Annotated in this window: 19 protein-coding genes and 1 pseudogene; 11 read left to right on the top strand and 9 right to left on the bottom strand. The window is 61.1% G+C overall.

The window, feature by feature from the left end; genetic code table 11:
• The first annotated feature begins 43 nt into the window (after positions 1 to 43).
• Positions 44 to 1696, top strand: a complete 1653-nt coding sequence (locus tag IY145_RS00140; protein ID WP_196406389.1) for a glycoside hydrolase family 16 protein — start codon at positions 44 to 46, stop codon at positions 1694 to 1696.
• Between the two features lie 89 nt (positions 1697 to 1785).
• On the opposite strand, the gene IY145_RS00135 is transcribed toward IY145_RS00140, so the two are convergent.
• Positions 1786 to 2778, bottom strand: a complete 993-nt coding sequence (locus IY145_RS00135; protein WP_196406388.1) for a glycosyltransferase family 2 protein — start codon at positions 2776 to 2778, stop codon at positions 1786 to 1788.
• A gap of 56 nt (positions 2779 to 2834) precedes the next feature.
• Positions 2835 to 3755 carry a glycosyltransferase gene (locus tag IY145_RS00130; RefSeq protein WP_196406403.1) on the bottom strand — a complete coding sequence of 307 codons (921 nt, stop codon included), beginning with the start codon at positions 3753 to 3755 and terminating at the stop codon, positions 2835 to 2837.
• Positions 3756 to 3990: 235 nt separating this feature from the next.
• Here IY145_RS00130 and IY145_RS00125 point away from each other — a divergent pair, with 235 nt between their 5' ends.
• The 3 genes from IY145_RS00125 (at position 3991) to IY145_RS00115 (ending at position 7858) form a co-directional block, all read left to right on the top strand.
• Entirely contained in the window at positions 3991 to 5070 is a 1080-nt protein-coding gene (locus IY145_RS00125; RefSeq protein WP_196406402.1) for an endo-1,4-beta-xylanase, read from the top strand.
• Positions 5071 to 5122: 52 nt separating this feature from the next.
• Positions 5123 to 6151, top strand: coding sequence for a glycosyltransferase family 2 protein (locus IY145_RS00120; protein ID WP_196406401.1), 1029 nt, complete (start codon positions 5123 to 5125; stop codon positions 6149 to 6151).
• 267 nt (positions 6152 to 6418) lie between these two features.
• Positions 6419 to 7858 carry a lipopolysaccharide biosynthesis protein gene (locus tag IY145_RS00115; protein ID WP_196406387.1) on the top strand — a complete coding sequence of 480 codons (1440 nt, stop codon included), beginning with the start codon at positions 6419 to 6421 and terminating at the stop codon, positions 7856 to 7858.
• 277 nt (positions 7859 to 8135) lie between these two features.
• Here IY145_RS00115 and IY145_RS00110 read toward each other — a convergent pair whose 3' ends face one another.
• Positions 8136 to 9275, bottom strand: a complete 1140-nt coding sequence (locus IY145_RS00110; RefSeq protein WP_196406400.1) for an acyltransferase family protein — start codon at positions 9273 to 9275, stop codon at positions 8136 to 8138.
• Between the two features lie 343 nt (positions 9276 to 9618).
• On the opposite strand from IY145_RS00110, the gene IY145_RS00105 reads away from it, so the two are divergent.
• A complete protein-coding gene (locus tag IY145_RS00105; RefSeq protein ID WP_196406399.1) occupies positions 9619 to 10164 on the top strand; it encodes a recombinase family protein in 546 nt (181 codons plus the stop codon).
• Between the two features lie 40 nt (positions 10165 to 10204).
• Here the strand turns inward: IY145_RS00105 and IY145_RS00100 are convergent, their stop codons facing one another.
• The 3 genes from IY145_RS00100 to IY145_RS00090 are packed head-to-tail and all read right to left on the bottom strand — an operon-like array spanning position 10205 to position 13477.
• Positions 10205 to 11359: a pyridoxamine 5'-phosphate oxidase family protein gene (locus tag IY145_RS00100; RefSeq protein ID WP_196406398.1), complete on the bottom strand. Its 1155-nt coding sequence runs from the start codon at positions 11357 to 11359 to the stop codon at positions 10205 to 10207.
• Positions 11356 to 13053: an MFS transporter gene (locus tag IY145_RS00095; protein WP_196406397.1), complete on the bottom strand. Its 1698-nt coding sequence runs from the start codon at positions 13051 to 13053 to the stop codon at positions 11356 to 11358. The genes IY145_RS00100 and IY145_RS00095 overlap by 4 nt, the downstream gene beginning before the upstream one ends.
• Positions 13054 to 13093: 40 nt before the next feature.
• Positions 13094 to 13477 carry a helix-turn-helix transcriptional regulator gene (locus tag IY145_RS00090; RefSeq protein ID WP_246721609.1) on the bottom strand — a complete coding sequence of 128 codons (384 nt, stop codon included), beginning with the start codon at positions 13475 to 13477 and terminating at the stop codon, positions 13094 to 13096.
• Between the two features lie 369 nt (positions 13478 to 13846).
• Between IY145_RS00090 and repC the strand changes: the two genes are divergently transcribed.
• From repC to IY145_RS00070, 4 genes are all read left to right on the top strand, one after another.
• Entirely contained in the window at positions 13847 to 15292 is a 1446-nt protein-coding gene (repC, locus tag IY145_RS00085) for a plasmid replication protein RepC (RefSeq protein WP_196406396.1), read from the top strand.
• Positions 15293 to 15547: 255 nt separating this feature from the next.
• A protein-coding gene (locus IY145_RS00080) for an IS5 family transposase (protein WP_196406395.1) occupies positions 15548 to 16308 on the top strand; the annotation gives its coding sequence in 2 pieces (ribosomal slippage) (positions 15548 to 15881 and positions 15881 to 16308; 762 coding nt in all).
• A 223-nt stretch (positions 16309 to 16531) separates the two neighbouring features.
• Positions 16532 to 17206, top strand: coding sequence for an AAA family ATPase (locus tag IY145_RS00075; RefSeq protein WP_196406394.1), 675 nt, complete (start codon positions 16532 to 16534; stop codon positions 17204 to 17206).
• Entirely contained in the window at positions 17172 to 17513 is a 342-nt protein-coding gene (locus tag IY145_RS00070) for a ribbon-helix-helix domain-containing protein (protein ID WP_196406393.1), read from the top strand. Before IY145_RS00075 ends, IY145_RS00070 begins: the two co-directional genes overlap by 35 nt.
• A 266-nt stretch (positions 17514 to 17779) precedes the next feature.
• Here IY145_RS00070 and IY145_RS00065 read toward each other — a convergent pair whose 3' ends face one another.
• From IY145_RS00065 to IY145_RS00055, 3 genes are all read right to left on the bottom strand, one after another.
• On the bottom strand, positions 17780 to 18100 hold the full coding sequence (locus IY145_RS00065; protein ID WP_196406392.1) for a transcriptional regulator: 321 nt from the start codon (positions 18098 to 18100) through the stop codon (positions 17780 to 17782).
• A gap of 11 nt (positions 18101 to 18111) precedes the next feature.
• Complete coding sequence (locus IY145_RS00060; RefSeq protein ID WP_246721608.1) at positions 18112 to 18459, bottom strand: type II toxin-antitoxin system RelE/ParE family toxin; 348 nt, start codon at positions 18457 to 18459, stop codon at positions 18112 to 18114.
• Between the two features lie 161 nt (positions 18460 to 18620).
• Positions 18621 to 18830 (bottom strand): helix-turn-helix domain-containing protein, encoded by a 210-nt coding sequence (locus IY145_RS00055; protein WP_246721607.1) that lies wholly within the window; start codon positions 18828 to 18830, stop codon positions 18621 to 18623.
• A gap of 25 nt (positions 18831 to 18855) precedes the next feature.
• On the opposite strand from IY145_RS00055, the gene IY145_RS00050 reads away from it, so the two are divergent.
• Together IY145_RS00050 and IY145_RS25170 are read left to right on the top strand one after the other, a co-directional pair.
• Positions 18856 to 19260 (top strand): hypothetical protein, encoded by a 405-nt coding sequence (locus tag IY145_RS00050; protein ID WP_196406414.1) that lies wholly within the window; start codon positions 18856 to 18858, stop codon positions 19258 to 19260.
• A 505-nt stretch (positions 19261 to 19765) separates the two neighbouring features.
• A pseudogene (locus IY145_RS25170) lies at positions 19766 to 20614 on the top strand (acyltransferase family protein); the annotation flags it as partial.
• Positions 20615 to 20685: the final 71 nt, after the last annotated feature.

Here is a 20685-nt window from a genome sequence, read left to right as displayed (position 1 = left end):
CTTTATAGCAATTTTACGCCGTATTAGACCAATGAGGTTTGTTATGAAAGTTAGGCAGAACATCGCGTTATTGTTTACGATTATTTGTACTATTGCGAATTCGCCTGGGCAGGCGGAAGCAACCTATTCATTCTCTTCATTGACATATTCAGGGAACTTCCAGAGGGGCGGCCAACTGAGTGTCGTCGCCACTTTGACGGCGTCGGCCGCTATAAATACCGATTCGATCTGCGTTGTGTTCTCCGCCCCGGATCAATACAATTTCTGGGGTTGTCGCGACATCGCTCTCGGCGTTGGTGTCAACGCGATCAATCTCGACTTGAATATTCCAGGAGATGCAGAAATAACGAGTTACAGCGGATATATTTTTGTAAACAATACAAATCCATGGGGTGCTATCGCCCAGTCGCCGTCCTTGACCACATTGACGGTCGCCCAAGTGTCGCCAACAATATTGTTTTCATTTTCATCGATGAATTATTCTGGGGTCACGACTCCGGGCGGACAATTAAATGTCACGGCGACATTGTCCACGCCGACGGCGACGAACGCCAATTCAGTATGCATTGGATTCGTGGCTCCTGATCAATATAGTTTCGGGAACTGTCAGGTGGTCGCGCTCGATGCCGGCTCCAATACAGTCAATTTCACTATTGACATTCCGACTAACGCCGAACTGACGAATTATAAGGGATTTATCTCGGTCAATTACAATAATCCATGGACCGGGCTCGCTCAATCGCCTTTCCTCGCTTCGCTCGACGTCAGCGCCAATCCGTCGACAAGTCCGCCGGTTCTCACCGGAAATGGCGCGGTTCTGCTTTGGGAGCAGGATTTCAGTGTCACGCCGCTCACATTGAGGACCGCGTCGAACGCCACGGCGGGCGCATGGATGCCGAACGACATGACTTGGCAGTCGCCGACGCAAGGTTATGTCGATTTCGCCGCTTCGCCATGCGCGGCCGCGGATGTCGCTTCAGGAATCTGCAGCCGGCCTGGCGGAACTTTCGACATTAACCCGAATGATCCGACGATGCTCGGAGTGTCCCCTTTTTCGCAGGCGAACGGCTATTTGACGATTTCCGCGAGACCAACGCCGAGCAACCTCGTGTCAGCCATCCAGGCGGAGATGACGGCGCAAGGCGTGGGCGGCCCGGTTCCGTCATTCATTGGCGGCCATCTGGAGGCCAATCCGGCAGTCTTCCCTGGTTTTACTTACGGCTATTTCGAGTTTCGTGCGGCCTTTCCGAACGCTGGGCCCGGAATGTTTCCGGCGCTATGGTTCTATTCAACTCCCGGGGCAAACCCCAACATGCCGCACGCGGAAATTGATCTGCTTGAATTCTTCGGGCATTCCTCCTCCTTTTATACAACGATCTATTCCGGCGGACAAAACGACAACGCGGGAACCACGGTCGGGCAGCACATCGGTCTGATCGACGGGCAGTTTCATACCTATGGCCTGGACTGGACGGCGCAGCATATAGATTTTTATCTCGACCAACAGTTGATCTATTCGGCTCCTGCTTCTCTCGTGAACGCCTATCAGGGAGTGTCGCTGACGCCTCTCATGAACTATGTCATGGACGCCAGTTGGATGGAGTCAAATATTAACTTGCGACCCGATGCGACGACGCCAGATCCTCTCATTATGAATGTCAATTACGTGCGGCTCTATAGCGTCAAGCCGTTTTGACCGCGTCGACGGCACGCATTGCCGGGATGCGATATCGTTCGACGAATGGCAGAACCAAGGTGACGCCATCTTGTGCGTGCGCGGCGACGTCACATCGACGGGTGGGCGGTAAGTCTCTCGGCGTCGAGTTCGGTCTGCTTGGCTTGCTTATAGGGGCTGGGTGAAAAGCCGAACGCCGCGAGATTGCGTCCCGTGGCGACGCAGATCGGATGCAATGTCGGCAATAGGCAGCGCGTTCGCTGAAACATCGAGACAGCGCGCAACGCCGAGAGCGGGAGCGTCAAGAAATTCTTGATGAAGATCAGTGAGCGACCGAGACGGCTCGGATGGCGCTTGCAGTCGATCTGATAGTTGATTGCGCCAATGGCGAGGCCGCGGCGCAAGATCCAGCGGGCCTTCATGCGCTGCGCTGGAACGCTCTCAGTCACGATCGCATCGTTGCTCCAATAGGTGGTGAATCCCTTCAGGCGGCATCGCTTGAAGAAATCCATGTCGCCGCCGCCGAGAAAATTGAATCGGAGGTCGAAGTAAGGGGCCTCGAAGGATTCGAACACATGGCGTCGGAGCAGACAATTTCCTGAGCCGAGAAGCGAGGGAATGAAACGGGAGAAAGACAGGCCGGGATCGAACACCGGATGAAGCGTGGCCGCGCGATCGGGAGCGGTCTCGAACGAACGAACGACCGGCCCGCCGACGATGTCAGCGCCGCTCTGTCGCGCCCCACCGACCATCTCCAGAAGCCATAATGGGCTCGCGATCTCGTCATCGTCGATCATGAGAATGAATTCGGCGCTCGGGAAACTATCGAGAGCGGTCTCGAAGGCGCGATTGATCGCCCTGCAATTTCCCCGTTGTGGCTCGACGACACACACTCCTCGAAGCGCCCCCGATTTCAAAAAGGCGTCTGCGACGACCTTGCCCTCGCGACGTTCGCTGTCGTTTTCGACGACCACGACCGCGAAATTCACGCCCTCGGCTTGATGAGCGAGCGAGGCAAGCGTCTTTTCGAGATGCGTCGGGCGACGAAATGTTGGAACGCAGACGACTGCTGCGACATTCGATTCGGTCTGAGAACCCGACACTTTCTATTCTCCTGTGTGCCCGTCGAAGGCAAGCGGGCCTCCGATGGGGACGCGCTCTAAATTCCTGCTGCGGCTCCGACCAGTCGAAGCACGACGTTCGGCGCGTGCGACGGAAGCGCCATAATCGCTTGTGTTGCTTGGCGAACTGCTCGCAGATAGGCTCCGGAGCGGAATGTCTGGCAAGCGAGATAGGTGCGCAGATGCGCTTCTGATCTGCGGCGCAGACGCTCCAGTCGATGGGAGTTGAAGCGTCCGCAGATCAGCGGGTCTGCGAAAACCCGCTCCAATGCCGTCTCATATCGGCGATAGTCAATAGATGAGTCCATCATCGTGCCGCAACGGTGAACGCGATAATCGAGCACATGGGCGTTCGGCCGCCAGACGATCCGACCGGTTGCCGCCAATCGGCAGAAGGCGTGCCAATCTTCGCAGTGGCGGAGCGTCTCGTCGAAGCCACCGATACTGTGAAAGATGTCGATGCGGATCAGCATCACGCCGCCGTTGACCAGAAAGTTTCCAGCGAGAATCCGTCCGAGGACGTCTCCGCTGGGTTTGCGCTTGCCGCGGATGAATCGTCGGCGCCCGATGAACGCTCCGTTCTCGTCGATCCGATCGTAGTCGCCGTAGACCGCGACGCAATCGTCATCGACGCCGGCAAGCAATTCGGACACCGCGCCCGAGCGCAAGCGATCGTCGGCATCGAGGAAAACGACCCAGGATGCGGCGGCGTGCGAGCAGCCTCTCGACACCACTTCGTCGAGACCCGAGTTACGTGCGGCGGAAACACCTTGCCGAGTATTCTCGATCAAAACGATGCGCGGATCGCTCATGGCGCGGACGATATCGACCGTACAGTCGGAGGAGCCGTCATCGACCACGACGATCAGCCCGACCTCGGCTTGGACACAGGCGCTCTCGACCGCTTCTGCGATGAAGCGCGCGCCGTTCTTGACTGGAATGACTACGCTGACGCTCATTCACATCACCTTCCGAACTCGATCCAGCTGAAACACGAACCGTATCAAAAAGAACCTCTTCGACCGGATGCCGATCGAAAACAGCAAAGACTAGGCCAATTTTGGCGTGGTGCTGGCGTCTGAGTTGGACGAAGGGCGCTTTGGCGCGGTCTTCTCCGTTCGGCTTCTGCTGGATCGAATTTTGCTGCAATGGTCATCCGAAGCCACGTTTTTCTCAAAGAGAGATTTCTTCTTCATGAAGTGGAACAGGCGCGACGTCCTGACCTCCAGCCTCGGCGCCGCCGCATTGGCGATGACGCCCGCAGCCGCGAGTGCGGCGACATCCTCGTCATGGAAAGCGCAGCGGCGGGTGCCATATGGTGCGGCGCTCGGACTGGCCGATCTCAAGTCCGATCCGCGCTTAGGGGTGGCTCTCGCAGAGCAATGCAGCTTGATCGTGCCCGTCGACGAGTTGAAATGGAGCAGGTTGCGGCCAAACGCTTCGACCTTTGCTTTTGATGGAGCCGATTCGCTGCTGTCGTTCGCGCAGCGAAACGGGCTTTCCATGCGCGGCCACACGCTTGTCTGGTATGCTTCGATGCCGGAGTGGACGAAGACGATCGATACGCCGGCGAAAGCGGAGCGCGCGCTCGTCGAGCATATCGAAACGGTCGTTTCCCGTTACCGTGGGCGCATTCGTTCGTGGGACGTGGTGAACGAAGCGATTCCGGACGTCGCGCGCCGTCCGACGGATCGTCGCCCGTCACTCTGGCTCGATCTGCTCGGCGATCGTCACTTTGCGCTTGCGTTTCGGACTGCGGCGGCTGCCGATCCGCAGGCGCAGCTGGTGCTCAACGAATATGACGTTGAATTCGGCGACGAGCATTTTCCGGCGAAGCGGGCGGCGTTCCGGAATCTCGTCTTCCGTCTCTTGGACGCCGGCGCGCCGCTCCATGCAGTGGGCCTGCAATGCCACCTGCGCGGTGCGAAGGCGATCGATCGCGATGGTCTTGGGCGCTTCGTCGGCGAGCTCCATGCAGCGGGAGTAAAGGTGCTGATCACGGAGCTCGATGTGGTCGACAAGGAGCTGCCGCCGTCACCGCTCGAACGTGACCAGATCATCGCCCGCCAAGTCGGCGATCTTCTTTCCACGGTAACCACGGCCGGCCCGCTCGACGCCCTGCTCACCTGGGGCATTTCGGATCGCTATAGCTGGATTCCATATATGTTCCCGCGCCGCGACGGTCTGCCGAACCGGCCGCTCCCGCTCGATCGCGACTTCGGCCGCAAGCCGTTCATGCAGATGATCGACCGCTTCACCGGCAGAACGGCGTAGCCGCGCGCGTGACGATCCGATCTGACGAAAATCATTCTTGAAAAGGTCTGTCATGACTGTTCGATCAGCTCTGCAAATCAATATGCATCCGCTCGATGCTCGCCATGTGGCGCACACGCTCGGACACGAGCTCGAGGTCTGGGGCCGTCAGGTCGAGCGCGTCACACTGACCATCGACACGAAGCGCAGTCTCACAGGCCGTTACCGTGGCGCGAGCTATGACGAGAATCGCAAGCAGCTTTTCGATCATATCGAGACATTCGCGGCGCGTTTTTCCAATCTCGAAATCGTGGAGGTCGACTATTCTCCCGAGGCGCGCGAGGCCGTACGGCGGCGCTATTTTGATTCCAGCGCGGACGTCCCGGAAAAAGCTTATGATGGCGGGCCGCTACACGCCTATTTCTACGGCCTGCTCCGCGCGGACGCCGATTATATCCTGCATATGGACAGCGACATGCTGTTTGGTGGGGGAAGCCAGGCCTGGCTCGACGAAGCCATCGGCTGGTTCGAGCAGACGCCCGATGCGCTATTCGCCAGTCCATTGCCCGGACCGCCGACGGTCGACGGCGCGCTCGCCGATCTGCATCGCTATTTTCCCGGAAGCGACGCGCTGCCGAGACCGACGCGCCTTGCCGCCGATTACCTCGCCTATGGTTTCCATAGCGTGAGCACGCGCATTTTCGTTCTCGACCAGCGACGCTTCGATGCGCGCGTCGGCGCGCTCGAGATCGTGCGGCCGAACGCGAAGCGTCGGCTTCGAGCGCGGATCTACCGCCAATCGCCACTGTCCCTGCCGGTTGAGGAGCTCTTTACCGCGGCCATGAGGCGCCACGGACTGCGCCGCATCGACTTTCTCGGATCGGGAAAGGGCATGTATTCACTGCATCCGCCCTATCGTTCAGAAACCTTCTATCGAGAGCTGCCGAACCTCATCGCCCGCATCGTCGCTGGCGATATTCCGGATGCTCAGAGGGGGGATTACGACGTCAATTCGAGCATGATCGATTGGAGCGACGCTCTCCGGGAGAAAACGAGAGCGCGGCGTCTCTATCGCGCGATCCGCGATCTGGTTCGCCCCTGAGGCCGCGGAGGAGTCGGTCGTGTCGTATCGGCACAGGCGAGGCCGTAACCGATCCGCTTTCGGCCGATCGCCGCTGATAGCGCGCGTTTTCTCCTCGATTCTGGTTTTGGCACGCCAGTTGCGCGGCTCGCGTAACCGAATACGAGATGTCTGCGGCTAGGATTCGTCGGCGTTTACGCGCGACTGACCGCCGGCTCGTCCGGCAGGAGCCCGGTTCACGCGACGAGGCGCTGGAAAAGCACATAATCTGGAGAGATCGAGCCGAAAATGCTGTTTCGCCATACCTCGCACTATCTGACTGCGAGCGCCGTCTCGGGGATCTTCGGCTTTCTGAGCGCCGTCGCCTTCACGCGCCTGCTCGATCCCGCCGAATATGGCGTCTATGTGGTCGGCGTCAGCGTCGGCGGCTTCGTTTCCGCAGTGCTGTTCACTTGGGTGCGCTATTCGGCCATGCGCTTTCAGTCCGAGGGGGATGGCGTCGACGTCCGCGCGACCTCGTTGGCCGCGTATGGTCTCTCGGCGGCCGTGGCGCCCGTGGCGGTCGCCGGCGTTGCCTATTTTTCCGGGCTGTCCCCGGCGCGCGCGGCCTGCGCGCTGGTGTTTTCGCTGGGCCTCAGCCTGTTCGAGCTCGGCCAGGAATTATTGAAGTCGCGGCTGCAGACGAGAGCCTATGTCCTCTCCTCGATATTGCGTTCGGTCGCAGCCTTCGGGCTCTGCCTCGTCGTGGCCGGGCTCGGCGGCGGCGGCGTTGGCCAGCTGGCGATGGCCGCCGCGGCCTATTTCGTGGCGATCGCCTACTCGACGCCAGCGATCTGGACGCGGCCGATCGCGCCGATCGATCTCTCGAAGCTGAAGACCTTCCTTCGTCTGGGAGCTCCGATCACGATTTCCGGCTTCGTCTTCACCTTCCACAGCTCGCTCGACCGGCTGTTCGTTGCATGGTCGCTAGGCGATAGCGCCGCGGGACTCTATGGCGCCTCGGCGGATCTCATCCGCCAGATCATCCTCATCCCCTCCAGCGCCGTCGCGGCGGCGGCCATCCCTCTCGCGGTGCGCGCGCTCTCCGAGGGAGACGAGGGCGCCGCGCGTCTTCACCTCGAGGAATCCGGGGAACTTCTGCTCGCTATCTTGCTGCCCGTGTCGATAGGCGCGGCGTTGACAAGCCCTCATCTCGCTTCGTTTCTACTCGGGCCGGCCTTTCGCGAGACTGCCGCGACGATCATGCCGATCCTGGCCTTCGCCTGGCTGTTCTCGTCGATCTCGAATTCGTACGTCCACATCAGCTTTCACCTCGCCAAGCGTCCGGAGCTGACGATCGCTCACGGGGCGGCGACGCTCGCGGTCAACATCTGCGCCCTTTGGCCGCTGACCGTGGTCTTCGGACTGCCCGGCGCGGCGATTTCTCTCGTGCTGGCGGAGGGCGTCGGATTATTCGTCGCCTTTGCGATGACGCGCTATGCGCATCCGATGCCGTTGCTCGTCGGCCCGCTGCTGCGGGTCATCTCCGCCAGTGCAATCATGACGCTAGCGGTGCTCGCGGTCGAGACATTGCTACCCGGTCGAAGCGGCGTGTCTTTCACTGTGCTGGCAGCGAGCGGGGCCATCGCCTATGGCATTGCCGCTCTGTGGCTCGACATAGCCGGAGCTAGGTCGCTCGCCCTGGGCGCGCTGAGCGGACAGCGCCTCAATCTGCTGCGGGCGAGATAGGCGGCACGAGCACCGATCCCCGCATAGGCGCTAAAATAAGCGAGCCATTTTCTGATATAGCTACGTCTTTGAGGCGGCCACGGAAATGTCGCGGCTGCGTTGGTGTGAAACGGCTGATTTTACGCGCGATTAAAATCGGCCGATCAATCGGGCCCACGCTCCGCCCCCTTTGCGGAACATGGCAAAAGAAGATCGATCGGTTCGCCGTTGGCGCCGAGCCAACGCGCATCTCCAACCATTTCTCCTTTGTTAACCGGGGGCGCCGCGCCCCGACAAATTATGCCCCGCTCGCGCTGTTTGCACCAGAGTCGCGCAACCATCTTCGGACAGGCGCGTCATAGATTTTGTCGAGCAGCCAACAAGCCGCGATCAGAACGACGATGACGACGCAACCCGAATAGGGAGCCTTGGCGACGATGATATTTCCAAATCGAACGCTGATCGCCGCCGCGAGCCCCAGCACCGGCAGATGCAGGACATAGACCGCGTAGGAGGCTTCTCCCAGAACCAACGAAAGCTTTCTCCACGGTCCCCGCAGATCCACGCGCATAGACGCCCATACGATCGCCGGAAAGGCGAACAGGACCATGATCGCGTCAATTGCGCCGATCAACGAGACGGGCGACTCCAGAAAGAGAATGAGCGCGACAAAGCCAGTTACGGCGAGAAAGCCGAACTGATTGGCTGAGGACGGCAAGTCGGTCGAAGCGGCGTGCGTGTCTCTGTTCAACCTGAAGATAGCGACTCCGCAGAAAAATCCGAATGTCGCGCGCGCGAAGCCCACAATGAAATCGGCAGTCGATCCGTGAGGCCCATAATCGACGCTCCCGAAATAGAGGGAAGCGAGCGCCAAGATCGCGCCGGACGCCAGAATCACGGCGAACAGTATTTCCATTCTTTGGAGGCGTTCCCAAAGCAGCGCATAGCCGAAATTCACGACAAGCTCGAAAAGCAGCGACCAGATGGCGGCATTGAGCGGAAACAACGAGCCACTGGTCGCGGCGTTCGGAGAAGGAATGAAAGCTAGCGACAAGACGGCGGACGTCGCTACGCTCTGCAAATCGTGAAATCCGCTCTTGTTGTTTCCGAAATAGCTGGCGACTGCGCCCGACGCCGCAAGCAGAATTGCGACGATATAGAGCGGATAGAATCGGATCAGCCGAATTTTTACGAATTTGAATGCACTCAATCCTCTGACGAAAGGCCCAGCGTATGCGCTTTCTATGACGGCGCCGCTTATGACGAAGAACAAATCAACGGCCAGATAGCCGTGCGCCGCGAAATAGGGCTGGAAAAAATCCTTGAAATGCATCGTGACGATCGAAACAGCGGCGACGCCGCGCAACGCGTCGAGAGCGTGAAACTTCTCTTTTCCCTCGGCGACTCCCGAGGTTACGCCTAATGCTTTGTCGAACATTTCGTACCGATCTTAAAAACAACTCGTCAGTCGAGTCCAAGATAGCCGACGCGGCGAATTTTGAGAAGCGCTCGACCGCCGGACGGTAAATCCTGGCTAATTCTCCTTGTGAGGCGCGCGACCAGAAGCGAGTGCCATAACGAACGTCACTTCCGCGACCGCTACGCCAAGCCATCCGAGGAAACAAACAGCGATACACCGCCTTCCCCCGCACACCCTAATGATTAAAGACTTTATTGCAGAAGTTAAGACTTTTGCAACACGCGCCGCGCCCTTGCTTTTCAAGGGCTTCCGATGTGCAAAAGTTTGTTGCAAAAGTTGAGCGCTTCCCTACCCTGTCCGCATGACGATTTTCGGATATGCCCGCGTCTCGACGGACGGCCAGAGCGTTGACGCTCAGGTGCGGCAGCTCCGCGCCGCTGGTGCGGAAAAGATTTTCAAGGAGACGGCCAGCGGCGCGAAGACCGACCGTGCCCAGTTGCGCCGCGCCATCGCCTCGCTCGGCAACGGCGACGTGTTGCTTGTGACACGTCTCGACCGGCTGGCGCGATCGACGCGCGACCTACTCAACACGCTCGACACCGTGGCGATGGCCGGAGCCGGATTCCGCTCGCTCGCCGACGCATGGGCCGACACCACGACCCCGCACGGCAGATTGATGTTGACCGTTCTCGGAGGGCTTGCTGAATTCGAGCGCGAGTTGATCCGCGCGCGCACCGGCGAGGGCCGCAGCCGCGCGAAGGCGCGAGGCGTTCACATGGGCCGCCCCCCTGCCCTTACCCGCCATCAGCGCGAGGAAGCGCTTGCGGCGCTCGCGGAAGGCAGCGCGACGCAAGCCGATCTCGCGCGGCGGTTCAATGTCTCGCGCAGCACGATTTCGAGGCTTTAGCCGTTCGCGGTCTTGAAGGCTATTGAGACGAAGCGGGCTCTCAGCTCTCCCCGCGCTTCAGGCGCGCGAGATACTCCTCGCGCGTCATGGACCTTGATCCGGCCTCTTCGCGCCGAACCCGATCCCGGCCGGGGAGGGCGTCACGGATGACGTCCAGATTCTTCCAGGGCGCCATCTCGTCCCCGCGTGGCTCGCCCGGCACGAAGGGGGATGTTTCCGCGCGCTGATAGCGATGCACATAGCGCGAGCAGTTCACGAAGGCCTCATAGACCTTCACTACCAGCAGAAGCTCCGCGCCGGGAAAGGCTGCAAGCTCCGCCTCGTCGCGCACGAGGCGCGCGGCGCCGTGGATGCGCAGCCGGTGCGGCTGCTCGAAATCGATGAACAGCAGTCCGACCTTCGCATTGGCGGCGACATTGCCCGCGGAGAGATACATGCCGTTGCCGTTATAGCTCGGCAAGACGAGGGTCTGGTCGTCGAGCGCCCGCACGAAGCCCGGCGCCCCGCCCTTGTAGGAACAGGTGGGAAAGCCGCGATGGTCGACGGTGGTGAGGAACACCATGTCCCGCCCGGCGATGAAGGCCTTGTGCTCGTTCGTCAGCGTGCTCGTCACCATCATCTTGCGCAGGGCGTTGGCCAGCGGCCGGCTGTCGAAGGCGTCCTGCAGCAAGCGGTGCGACTCGCCATAGAGCTCGGCGATCGCCCCGAGCGACGGGCGAAAGGCGGGCTCGTCCGGCGGCGGAACGAGCGACCAGACGAGCCGGTCGAGGCAGATCGTCCACAATATGCGGTGCGTCGCAGCCGCTTCCTCCCCCTGGAGCTCGCCGTGGGTGAGCGTCAGCTCGCAAGCGTCGGCGCCCAGTGGGCGCAGATCGACGTCGACCCGCGTCGGCGGCCCGCATAGGCCGGCTGCGGCGCCCTCATATTCCCAGCTCAAGGCGATCCGCCGTTCCGCCGCGACTTCGATGTAACGGCCGCAGAGGCAATAGCGCGTTCCATCCGGATCGAGGCCCTCCAGCCGGTAGGCGCCGCCCGGACTCGGGTCGATGACCGCGTCCCGCAGCGCTCCGGCTCCCGGAATCAGCCAGCGGACCAGCCATTTCGGGTCCGTCCAGGCGGTGAATATCTGTCCTGCCGGCGCATTGATGCGGCGGACCAGGACGAGCGAGACCGGACGACCCGCGGGGCCGGTCATGTCACGCGCTCCAGGGCGCGGCCGCGCGTCTCGGGCAGGAACAGGCCGCTGACCACGAGCGCGACCAGCAGGACGCCGACTGCGTACCATAGGCCCGCATAGAGATTGCCCGTGGCGGTGAAGGCGGCGAATGAGATCGCCGGGAGGAAGCCGCCGAACCAGCCGCCGATGTTGTAGGACATCGCGAAGGCCGTGGCGCGGATGCGGGTCGGGAACATCTCCACCATCCAGGCCGAGAGCGGGGCGGACGCCATCGCGACGAAGATGCTGAGGACGGCCATGAGCGTGATCAGCATCGACACATTGGTCGTCTCCGGCGCGGCGCGGGCAGGATATCCCGCATCGGCCAATGCGGCGGCGAGGGCGCCGTCGAAGGCCTTGGCCTGCTCCGTGAAGATCGCCCGGTCGAGCCCGCCGCCCTCGAAGGCGGGAATTACCGCGGCGCCGATCTCCACTTGGGCGGCGCGGCCCGGTGACGCGGCGCGATTGCCGTAGGGCACGCCGAGCTTGGCGACGGCGCGCCGGGCGATGTCGCAAGAGCCGTGGAACTCGGTGAGGCCGAACGGATCGAACTGGCGGCTGCATGTCGCCGGGTCGGCCGCCACCGTTACCGGATGCGTGGTCATCGCCGCCGCGAGACGCGGGTGCGCATAGAGGGTGACGCCGAGGAACACCGGATAGGCGGCGAGCGCCGTGCCTATGAAGCCGGCGAGCACGACCGGCTTGCGGCCGATCCGGTCCGACAGCCAGCCGGCCAGGATCATCGCGGCGATGAAGACCACGCTGTAGCCGAGGATAGTGTAGTGCAGCAGGAAGGGATCGATCTTCAGGTTCAACGCCAGGAGGTAGATCGGATAGGAGCCGGTCGCGATCGCGACCGACTGGCCAGCGGCGGCGCCGAACAGGACGAGCAGCGCCACCCGCAGATGCTCCCAGCGGCCGAAGGCCTCGCGCAGCGGCGTCCGCGAGCCGCCGCCCGACCGCTTCATGGCCAGGAAGACCGGAGATTCTTGCAGGCGCAGCCGGATATAGACCGAGACCAGCATGAGCACGGCCGAGAGCAGGAATGGAATGCGCCAGCCCCAGGCCTCGAATGCAGTCTTGCCGAGCGCCGACTCGCAGGCGAGCACGACCAGGATCGCCAGAGCCAGGCCGCTCGCCGCGGTGACAGCGATCGCGCTGGTGGCGAAGCCGCGCCGGTGGGCGGGGGCATATTCGGCGATATAAGTGGCTGCGCCGCCGAACTCGCCGCCATAGGCGAGGCCCTGCAGGATGCGCAGCGCCATGAGCAGCAGCGGCGAGGCGATTCCTATGGTCGCGTAGTTCGGCAGCAAGCCGATGAGCACGGTCGACAGGCCCATGATCAGGATGGTGAGCAGAAAGGTGAATTTGCGTCCGGCCCGGTCGCCGAGGGGGCCGAACACCAGCCCGCCGAATGGGCGGGCGACATAGGTCACGGCGGCGGAGAGCAAGGTGAAGATATAGGCATAGGCGGGATCGAGCCCGGAGAAGAACTCGGCGGCGACGATCGCGGCCATCGGCCCGTAGAGCACGAGGTCATAAGCTTCGAAGACGGCTCCAAGAGAGGAGGCCACCACCACCCGGCGCAGGCTGCTGGGATCGGCCGCCTGGTCGGCGGCGGGCGCGGGCACGGACGTTGTAGCCCGTTCGCTCGAGAGGGCATTCTGAGTCAAGCGCTTCCTCCATCTTGTTTCTACCGGTTGGCGCCGGACTCTAACGGCCCGTGTCCTCCGCCTTCATCTGAGCGACGACGGCATCCAAGGCGTCGAGCCGCTCGCTCCAGAAGCGTTCATGCGCATCGAGCCAGTTCCGGGCCGCGGCGAGGCCACGGCTGTCGAGGCTGCACATCTGATGACGGCCCTGCTTGCGTCGGATGACGAGACCCGCCTGCTCCAGCACTTTCATGTGGTTGGAGACAGCGACGAAGGAGATCGGAAACGAGGGAACGATTTCTCCAATGCTGCGCTCTTGTGCGGTCAGCATACGCAGGATCGCCCTTCGATGCGGGTCGGCCAGCGCGTGAAAGACCGAGTCGAGCGTCGCCTCAGAACATTTAATCATTTCATTAAATATCGACGCCCGCGCGTCGGTTGTCAAGATGGAGTGCAGACATCGATGGGCGCCACCTCGACGTCATTAAACGTTTGAAACTCTGCGCTCCACAGGGGAAAAATTGGGTGCTTGTTCACACAGCCGATCGCCTGTTGCTCACGTCTGGCAGGTTCCGATGCACGTCCTCCAATGCTCGGCCCTTTTAAAAAACGCTGCTGTCTCAGAAATTCCGAAGCTTTCCTCAAGACTCTCGACGAATCAGCGAAATCTCGGCAGGCTGGCTCGATGCGCGACGTGATTCACGCCGCGCGTTGTCGTGCAACCTTTTGGGGGAGCAGAAGCCCAAAAACAAAAACCCGCCTCGAAGGGCGGGCTTTTATCCGGCCGATTTAGGGAAAACCCGCCGGGAAAGTCGTGCGTCTGGACAACCACGACTCTCCCGAAAATCAGGCCCCAAGTCAAGCGGAAACCTCGTTTCCGCTAACGGGGTTGTTTGCGCCGGTTTCTAGCCTCTTTCGCGGCGGTTTGAGCCATCAAACCGAAGGAGAAACCATGCCTTTTTCACACAAATCGATTGCCGCGCCGACCGGTTCCCGACGACTCACGCTGACCATGCTCGCTGCGCGCGAGCGCGCCGATGAATTCGTAGGGGCCGCGGCCGGCAGCGCGCGCCCTTTCTCCTACCTCGCCGCGTTTCAGGAGGCGGAGCCCTATCTCGGCCTGCCGCCGCAGGCCTACAAGCTCATCGCGTGGCTCGTGAAGCAGACCATGCCGCATGACTGGGAAGAAGGCTCTCGCCCCATTTGCTGGCCCTCGGCCGCGCGCCAGGCGGAGTTCCTCGGGCTTTCTCCCGCGCGTGTGAAGGTGCTGAACCGCGCGCTTTTCGAGGCGGGCGTCGTAATCGTTCGCGATAGCGAAACCGGCAAGCGCTACGGCCGGCGCGGCGCCGACGGCCGCATCATCGAGGCCTACGGATTCGACCTGTCCCCCCTCGCTTACCGCCATGATGAATTCATCCGGCTGGCGGCCGAGGCCAAAGCCGAGCGCGAGCGCATGCGGGCGCTCAAGAAACGCGCAACGCGCGCCCGTCGCGGCATCCGCCAGCTCGGCGAGACGCTCGCGGCTGTGGCTCCCCTGCCCCGCGAATGGACGCGCCTTGAGGCCGAGACGGCCGAACTCGTCGCCGCGATACGGCAGTCCTGCCGGTCGGAGGATTTGGCGCTGATCGTGTGCAGCCTGGAAAGCAGTGAAAGCGAGGCCGCCGCGTTGCTCAAGCAGGCCTCTTCGGCCTCCGCCGAACTTGTGAGTAAAAGCCCCGTGGGGCTCGTTTCCAAGCCCCACGATATATCTACAAACAAACCTATCGATCCGGAGGATACAGTAATTGCAGCCGAGAAGAGTAGTCGGGTCGATGCTTCGGGTCGAAGCGGCCAACATTCGGAGTTTGGATCTCAGGAGTTCCGCGAGACCATCAAATTCCAGCCCTACGAGCGGATCGAGAAACTTCATCCAGGCGAGCTGATTGACCTCGCGCCGCGTCTGGCGTCGCATATCGCATCACGGTTCCCCGATTGGCGCGACGTCGTCGACGCCGCGGGTGGAGCGCTACGCCATGAACTCGGTGTTTCGCAATCGCTCTGGGTGGAGGCTTGCGAGGCGCTCGGCCGGCCGGTTGCCGCTATCGCGCTCGCCCTCGTTTCGACGAAACCCAGCGAGCATTTTACGCGCGGCGCAGGCGGCTACTTCGCCACGATGGTGAAACGCGCCCGTACGGGCGAATTGCATCTCGATCGCAGTCTCTGGGCTTTGCGGCGCGCGCGCTGGGGCATTACGCCGCGCGCAGCGGCAGGAGGGGGTTGATGCAAGGCGCTCGCGCCGCGGCAACCTCACGCGGGAACGCCGAGAAACCGGCTTCTCTTGCGAACATGTTCACGAGTGAAATTGTGAAACACATGCCCCCTATGCCATTCAGCGTATCATGGTGCTCGCTTCGGCCAAGGGCGATTTGAAACTTTCCCGAAGACGGGAAAATTTCACCGGCTCCGCGGAGCCTAGGCTCAGGACCTATTAATTTGGAGTGAGGCGTGATTCAAGGTCTCCGAAATGGAGGCTTTGATGGGTGATTTGTTTTTGCTGAGCGAAGCGGAGATGGCGCGAATTTCCCCTCACTTTCCCTTGGCGCACGGCGTGCCGCGGGTGGACGACCGCCGCGTGGTCAGCGGGATCGTCTACGTCATCAAGAATGGCCTGCAATGGAAGGACGCCCCGAAGGAGTATGGGCCGCCCAAGACGCTCTACAATCGCTTCATCCGTTGGAGCCGGCTCGGCGTCTTCGATCGTATCTTCGCCGCGCTCGCGGGAGAAGGGCCGAAGCCGGAGCGGATCATGATCGACTCCACTCATCTGAAAGCGCATCGGACGGCGGCGAGCCTCCTAAAAAAGGGGCTCTTTCCCGCTGTATCGGCCGCACGAAAGGCGGGCTGAACTCCAAGCTCCACGTCGTTTGCGACGGCGCCGGCAAGCCGCTTGTCATGATGCTGACCGAAGGGCAGATGAGCGATCACAAAGGCGCGAGGCCGATGCTCGACGCGCTGCCGCCGTCCTCGGCCCTGATCGCAGATCGCGGCTACGACAGCGACTGGTTTCGGCGAGCGCTCGCGGAACGCGGGACCGAGCCCTGCATTCCGCCGACAAAGAGCCGTAAGAAGCCTCTCGATTACGACAAGGCGCTCTACCGGCAACGTCATAAGATCGAGAACCTCTTCGCCAAGCTCAAAGACTGGCGGCGCATCGCCACCCGTTACGATCGATGCGCGCACGCCTTCTTCTCCGCCATATGCATCGCCGCCGCTGTCGCCTTCTATCTCAATCAATGAGTCCTGAGCCTAGGCCTCCCTTGTCCTAATGTCGTGCTCCACGATGTTCGGAGGGCGTCCGGTTTCCCATCCTAGCAGCCGTGTTCACAAATTCAGGTGTGAACAGGTAAGTGTTGTCAAAATATCACATGTGAACATGTTCGCTCTTGAAAGCGTGAATTGTGATTGACGCGAATCGGCGCTTGGCTCACAAGTTCAATGCTTCACAGCATCAGGGTTTCACATGTTCACAATTTCAGTTGTCGGACAGAAGGGCGGGACGGGCAAGACCACGACCGTTCTCGGGCTCGCCGTCGCCGCGGCCAACGCGGGGCACGATGTCGCCGTTATCGACCTCGACCCGCAGGCGACCGCCGCAAACTGGAAAGACCGACGCCAAAGCGAGAATCCGCCCGTCGTGTCGGCGCAGGCCAGCCGGTTGCAGCCGACCCTCGACGCTGCTCGTAACGCTGGCGTCCAGTTCGCCTTCATCGACACGGCCGGCCGGAGCGACGACAGCGCCCTCAAAGCGGCGCGCGCGGCCGACCTGGTTCTCATCCCGAGCCGCCCGAACATCGTCGAGGTGGAAACCTTCCCGCAGGTGAACGACCTGCTACGCCTCGCCGGCAGCCCGCCGGCTTTCGTGCTGCTCAACGGCATTCACCCGACGGCGGGCAAGAACAGCATCGCCGAAGTGCATGAAGGTATCCGCGACCTCTACGGGCTGACGGTCTGCCCCGTGCATCTTTGCCAGCGCAGCGCCTATGCCGAGGCCATGACGACCGGCCGCGTGCCGCAAGAGCTTGATCCTGACGGGAAAGCGGGCGACGAGCTGAAAAGGCTTTTCGAGTTCGTTTGTGAATTTGTGAACATGCGAGGGGAAAATGTCGAAGTTCGGGGCGATACAGCAACAGCTTGAGAAGGCGAGCCGGACAAAGCCCGCCGCCGTTGCACCCGTCGCAAAGCCGCAGCCCGTTCCGCCGCCGGCGATCGAGCCCGCGCCGGAACCGCAGGCCGCGGCGCCCGCTCCGGCGCCTGCGGCTGCGCGCTACAAGGCGCCAAGCCGAGAGGGGAAGACCCATATCGGCGCTTATCTGACTCCTGATTTCAAGCGCAGCATGCGCCTGGTGCAGGCGGAAACCGGCGAGGACACGACTCAGCTCATCGCCCGCGCGCTCAACGAGCTTTTCCGCGCCCACAAGGTTCCTGTGGTGGATCAAGATTGAGATATTGAACATGTGAAGTTGGTGAGCATGTGGCCGGCAATGGATTGGAGCGCGATCTTCAACACGGCTTCGGCCGTCGCTGCCCTGGACGACGACGCGCTGTGGCTCCTGTCCGCGCGCGTGCGCGCGCTGCCGACAGCGTTCCCGCGCACCCCCACGGAGCCTGAAATTTGCCCGCGGGTGCGTCGGAGACAGTTTAGCAGCCGAATCCAGAAGCGCGCCCACGCCCAAGATTAGGGCGGGGCCGGGGCCTTCTCGAAGGCCGCCTAATGGGGCTTTGGCGCGACATGGAATTGCACGCCGGCCTGTTTTTGCAGATAGCCCAGCACGCCGAACAGGTTCCGCGCCTGCGGATTACCGCTCGGGCTGAACATGCGCATGAGGCTCTTCCGCGGCGTATCCGTCGCCGTCGCCAGTTTTTCAAAGCCGACCGTCGCGTTGATGTAGTCGCGCAGGATCGATTTGCCCGTCTCGACGTCGCCGCCGAGCATGGTGTCGATACCTTCACGGAGAAGATTCTCCGCGAACGCCGGATCATCCGCGACGCGGCGTTGCACCAGTTCCTTGAAGCTCTTCGTGAGCGCCATTGCCGCCTCCGTCAGTTAATGCGCGGCGCCTTCCGCCGCTTGTAATCCGCCCAGCTCGCCTTCGCCGCCTCTATGTCCTTTTGCTGGCGCTTCTTGGTGCCGCCCGTTAGCAGGATCACCACCACGTCGCCGTCGCGACCGAAATAAACGCGGTAGCCCGCTCCCCAATCGATCTTGTATTCAAGCACGCCTTCGCCAACGCCCTTGGCGTTCGAGAGGTTGCCCTGTTCGAGCCGCGCCAGCGCGACGGCGACTTTCGCCGCCGCCGCCGAATCCAGACTGGAGAACCAATCCTCAAAAGGGCTCTTTCCGTCGACGCGGAGGTAATAGCGCAGTTCAAGCATAGATAATGGTAACATATATGTTACCACAATTCAAGGACGAAGGGCGCTGGCGCCCTATGAAAAAAAGGCCAGCAAGGTCACCCTTGCCGCTCCATCTTCTTGAACGGTCATCGCCCCTCCGTAACGTAAAACGAACAGAGGGAAGGAACCTCGATCCTCCAAACGGAGCCTTGCCGCTATCCCGTCATGTCGTCGAAAGCGTGCTGCAGAAATTGAGCAAACACGGCGCTCGGGTCGAGATCCATCGCTTTTATAAATTCAGCAAACTCGACCACGTCGAGGCGACGTTCGCCGCGCTCGTATTTCGAGACAAAAGATTGCGTCCGGCCGATGCGCTCGGCGAGTCCTTCCTGGGTGAGACCGGCGCGCTCGCGCGCGGCGATCATCAACGCCAGAAAATCCTTGTAGGGCTTGCTGTTCGCGCCGCTGGCGAAAGGCTTCACGCAGCAGATCGAGGACGCGCATCGCGCTGCAATCATTCTCGACAAGCAGGCGATGAAGTTTTCCGATCGCGCATTCGCCATCATCCTGGCCGGCGCGGTCGGCGCCCTGGCGCTGATCGTGCTCGGCCTATGGGCGTCTTTGTCCTGGCAACGGGCGGAGCTGGCGAATCTGGCGCTGGAAAAGGCCGATCGGCAGGGTGAGATCGACGGCATGAAGGCGACTGCGCAAAAAATGCGGGATCAGGGATTGAAGATCGAATTCGGGAACTGTGGGGAGAACAAAGGCCGCGTACGGATTTGCGTCGCCATCGAGCCCGGGCTGAAACCATGGGGAACCGAGCAGGCGCCGTTCGCGATCCTGAAGGGTTATTGAAACGAGATGTGAAGGCATTGATATTAAATAGTTTCCAGCTTCCGGGGGACGGCGGAACGTGCAACTGCTCGCCAAAGGCTGGTTTCCCAAGGTTCTATATTCATCACTCGCTTGACCAGCTGACGTAATGTATGTAAATCAAATACATGCAGTGGTTACCAATGAATCGCTTCCTTTTCCAGCATCACGTTCGCAGCAAAATGCTCGAAAGCGCCCTCGGCGAACCCGTTGGCCTGATCTTATACGGAGAACCGCAGCTCAGTCTGATTGTACATATCCTCCGCTTCTGGTCGTCAAGAGATTGCAAATTCTTCAGGCTCCGTCTCCAAGAAGGAGCTTTCACATTGCTCGCAAGGCGCCCGCCCATGCAGTCCACGAATTCGGCCAGGTATGTTGTGCTGGACAGCTATCGTTTCTTAGCCGCGAGTGGCATCGTCATATTTCATTATAATATTGACTTTCAGTTGGGCTAGCGACCTGGTTTCCTCTTGTCACAAATCTCAGTTGCATGGTCGATTTCTTTTTCATGCTCAGCGGTTTCGTCATCGTGCATGGCTATCGGAGCCGTTTTGGATCGGCTCGGGAATACGGGGAGTTTCTACTGGCCCGGTGGGCGCGCGTCTATCCGTTACACGTCCTGATTTTGGCTTGCTATCTGGTGCTCATCGCCATCGCGCATCTCCTGCACGTTCAGCCCAATCACCCGGAGATATTGGCGCTTTCCGGCCTGCCGGTGAATCTGCTCCTCGTGCAAGCCTGGGGGTTCCTCGACCATCCGAGTTTCAATGTGCCCTCGTGGTCGATAAGTGCGGAGTGGTTTGTCTACCTGCTGGCGCCCGCCGTCTTCGCTATCGTTCGCCGTGTCAGTCTCGCGTTCAGCATGCTTTGCACACTGCTGATGGTGGCCGCCATGATTGCGGTCCACAATGCACTCGGCGCACAGGATTGGATGGATTTGACGTATCAGTTTGGAATGTTGCGCGCCCTCCCCAGCTTCTTTGCCGGTGCCGCGATCGCCGAGGCGATATGCAATGGTCAGTTACGCGGCAAACCATCTTGGTGGACTGTTCACGCGCTGGCTGCGAGTGCGCTGGTCGTGCTATCTCTCGACGTTCGGCGTGAATTGGTTCTGCCGGTCTTCTGTTCGCTCATCGCTTTTGCTGCTCTTGCCGATGCAAGAGGCGTCCCCTCTGTGATGAAGAGCCAAGTTCTCCTCGTTCTCGGGGAGAGTTCTTACGCCCTCTACATGTCGCACGTTCTTGTGAGCGTGCCGTTTTTGGTGGCGGCGCGGCGTCTGCATCTGATCGAGACCCCGTGGACATTCGCCTTCGCCTTCGCGAGCTTCTGGATTACGATCGTGCTGTCCTTGCTCTCCTACCGTTATTTCGAGCGACCCATGCGGAGGGACTGTCAGGAATCTTGTGT

The sequence above is a fragment of the Methylosinus sp. H3A genome, assembly GCF_015709455.1.
GTDB lineage: Bacteria > Pseudomonadota > Alphaproteobacteria > Rhizobiales > Beijerinckiaceae > Methylosinus.
The sequence above is the reverse complement of the archived record's forward strand: the minus strand, read 5'-3'. Positions and strand labels throughout refer to the sequence as shown.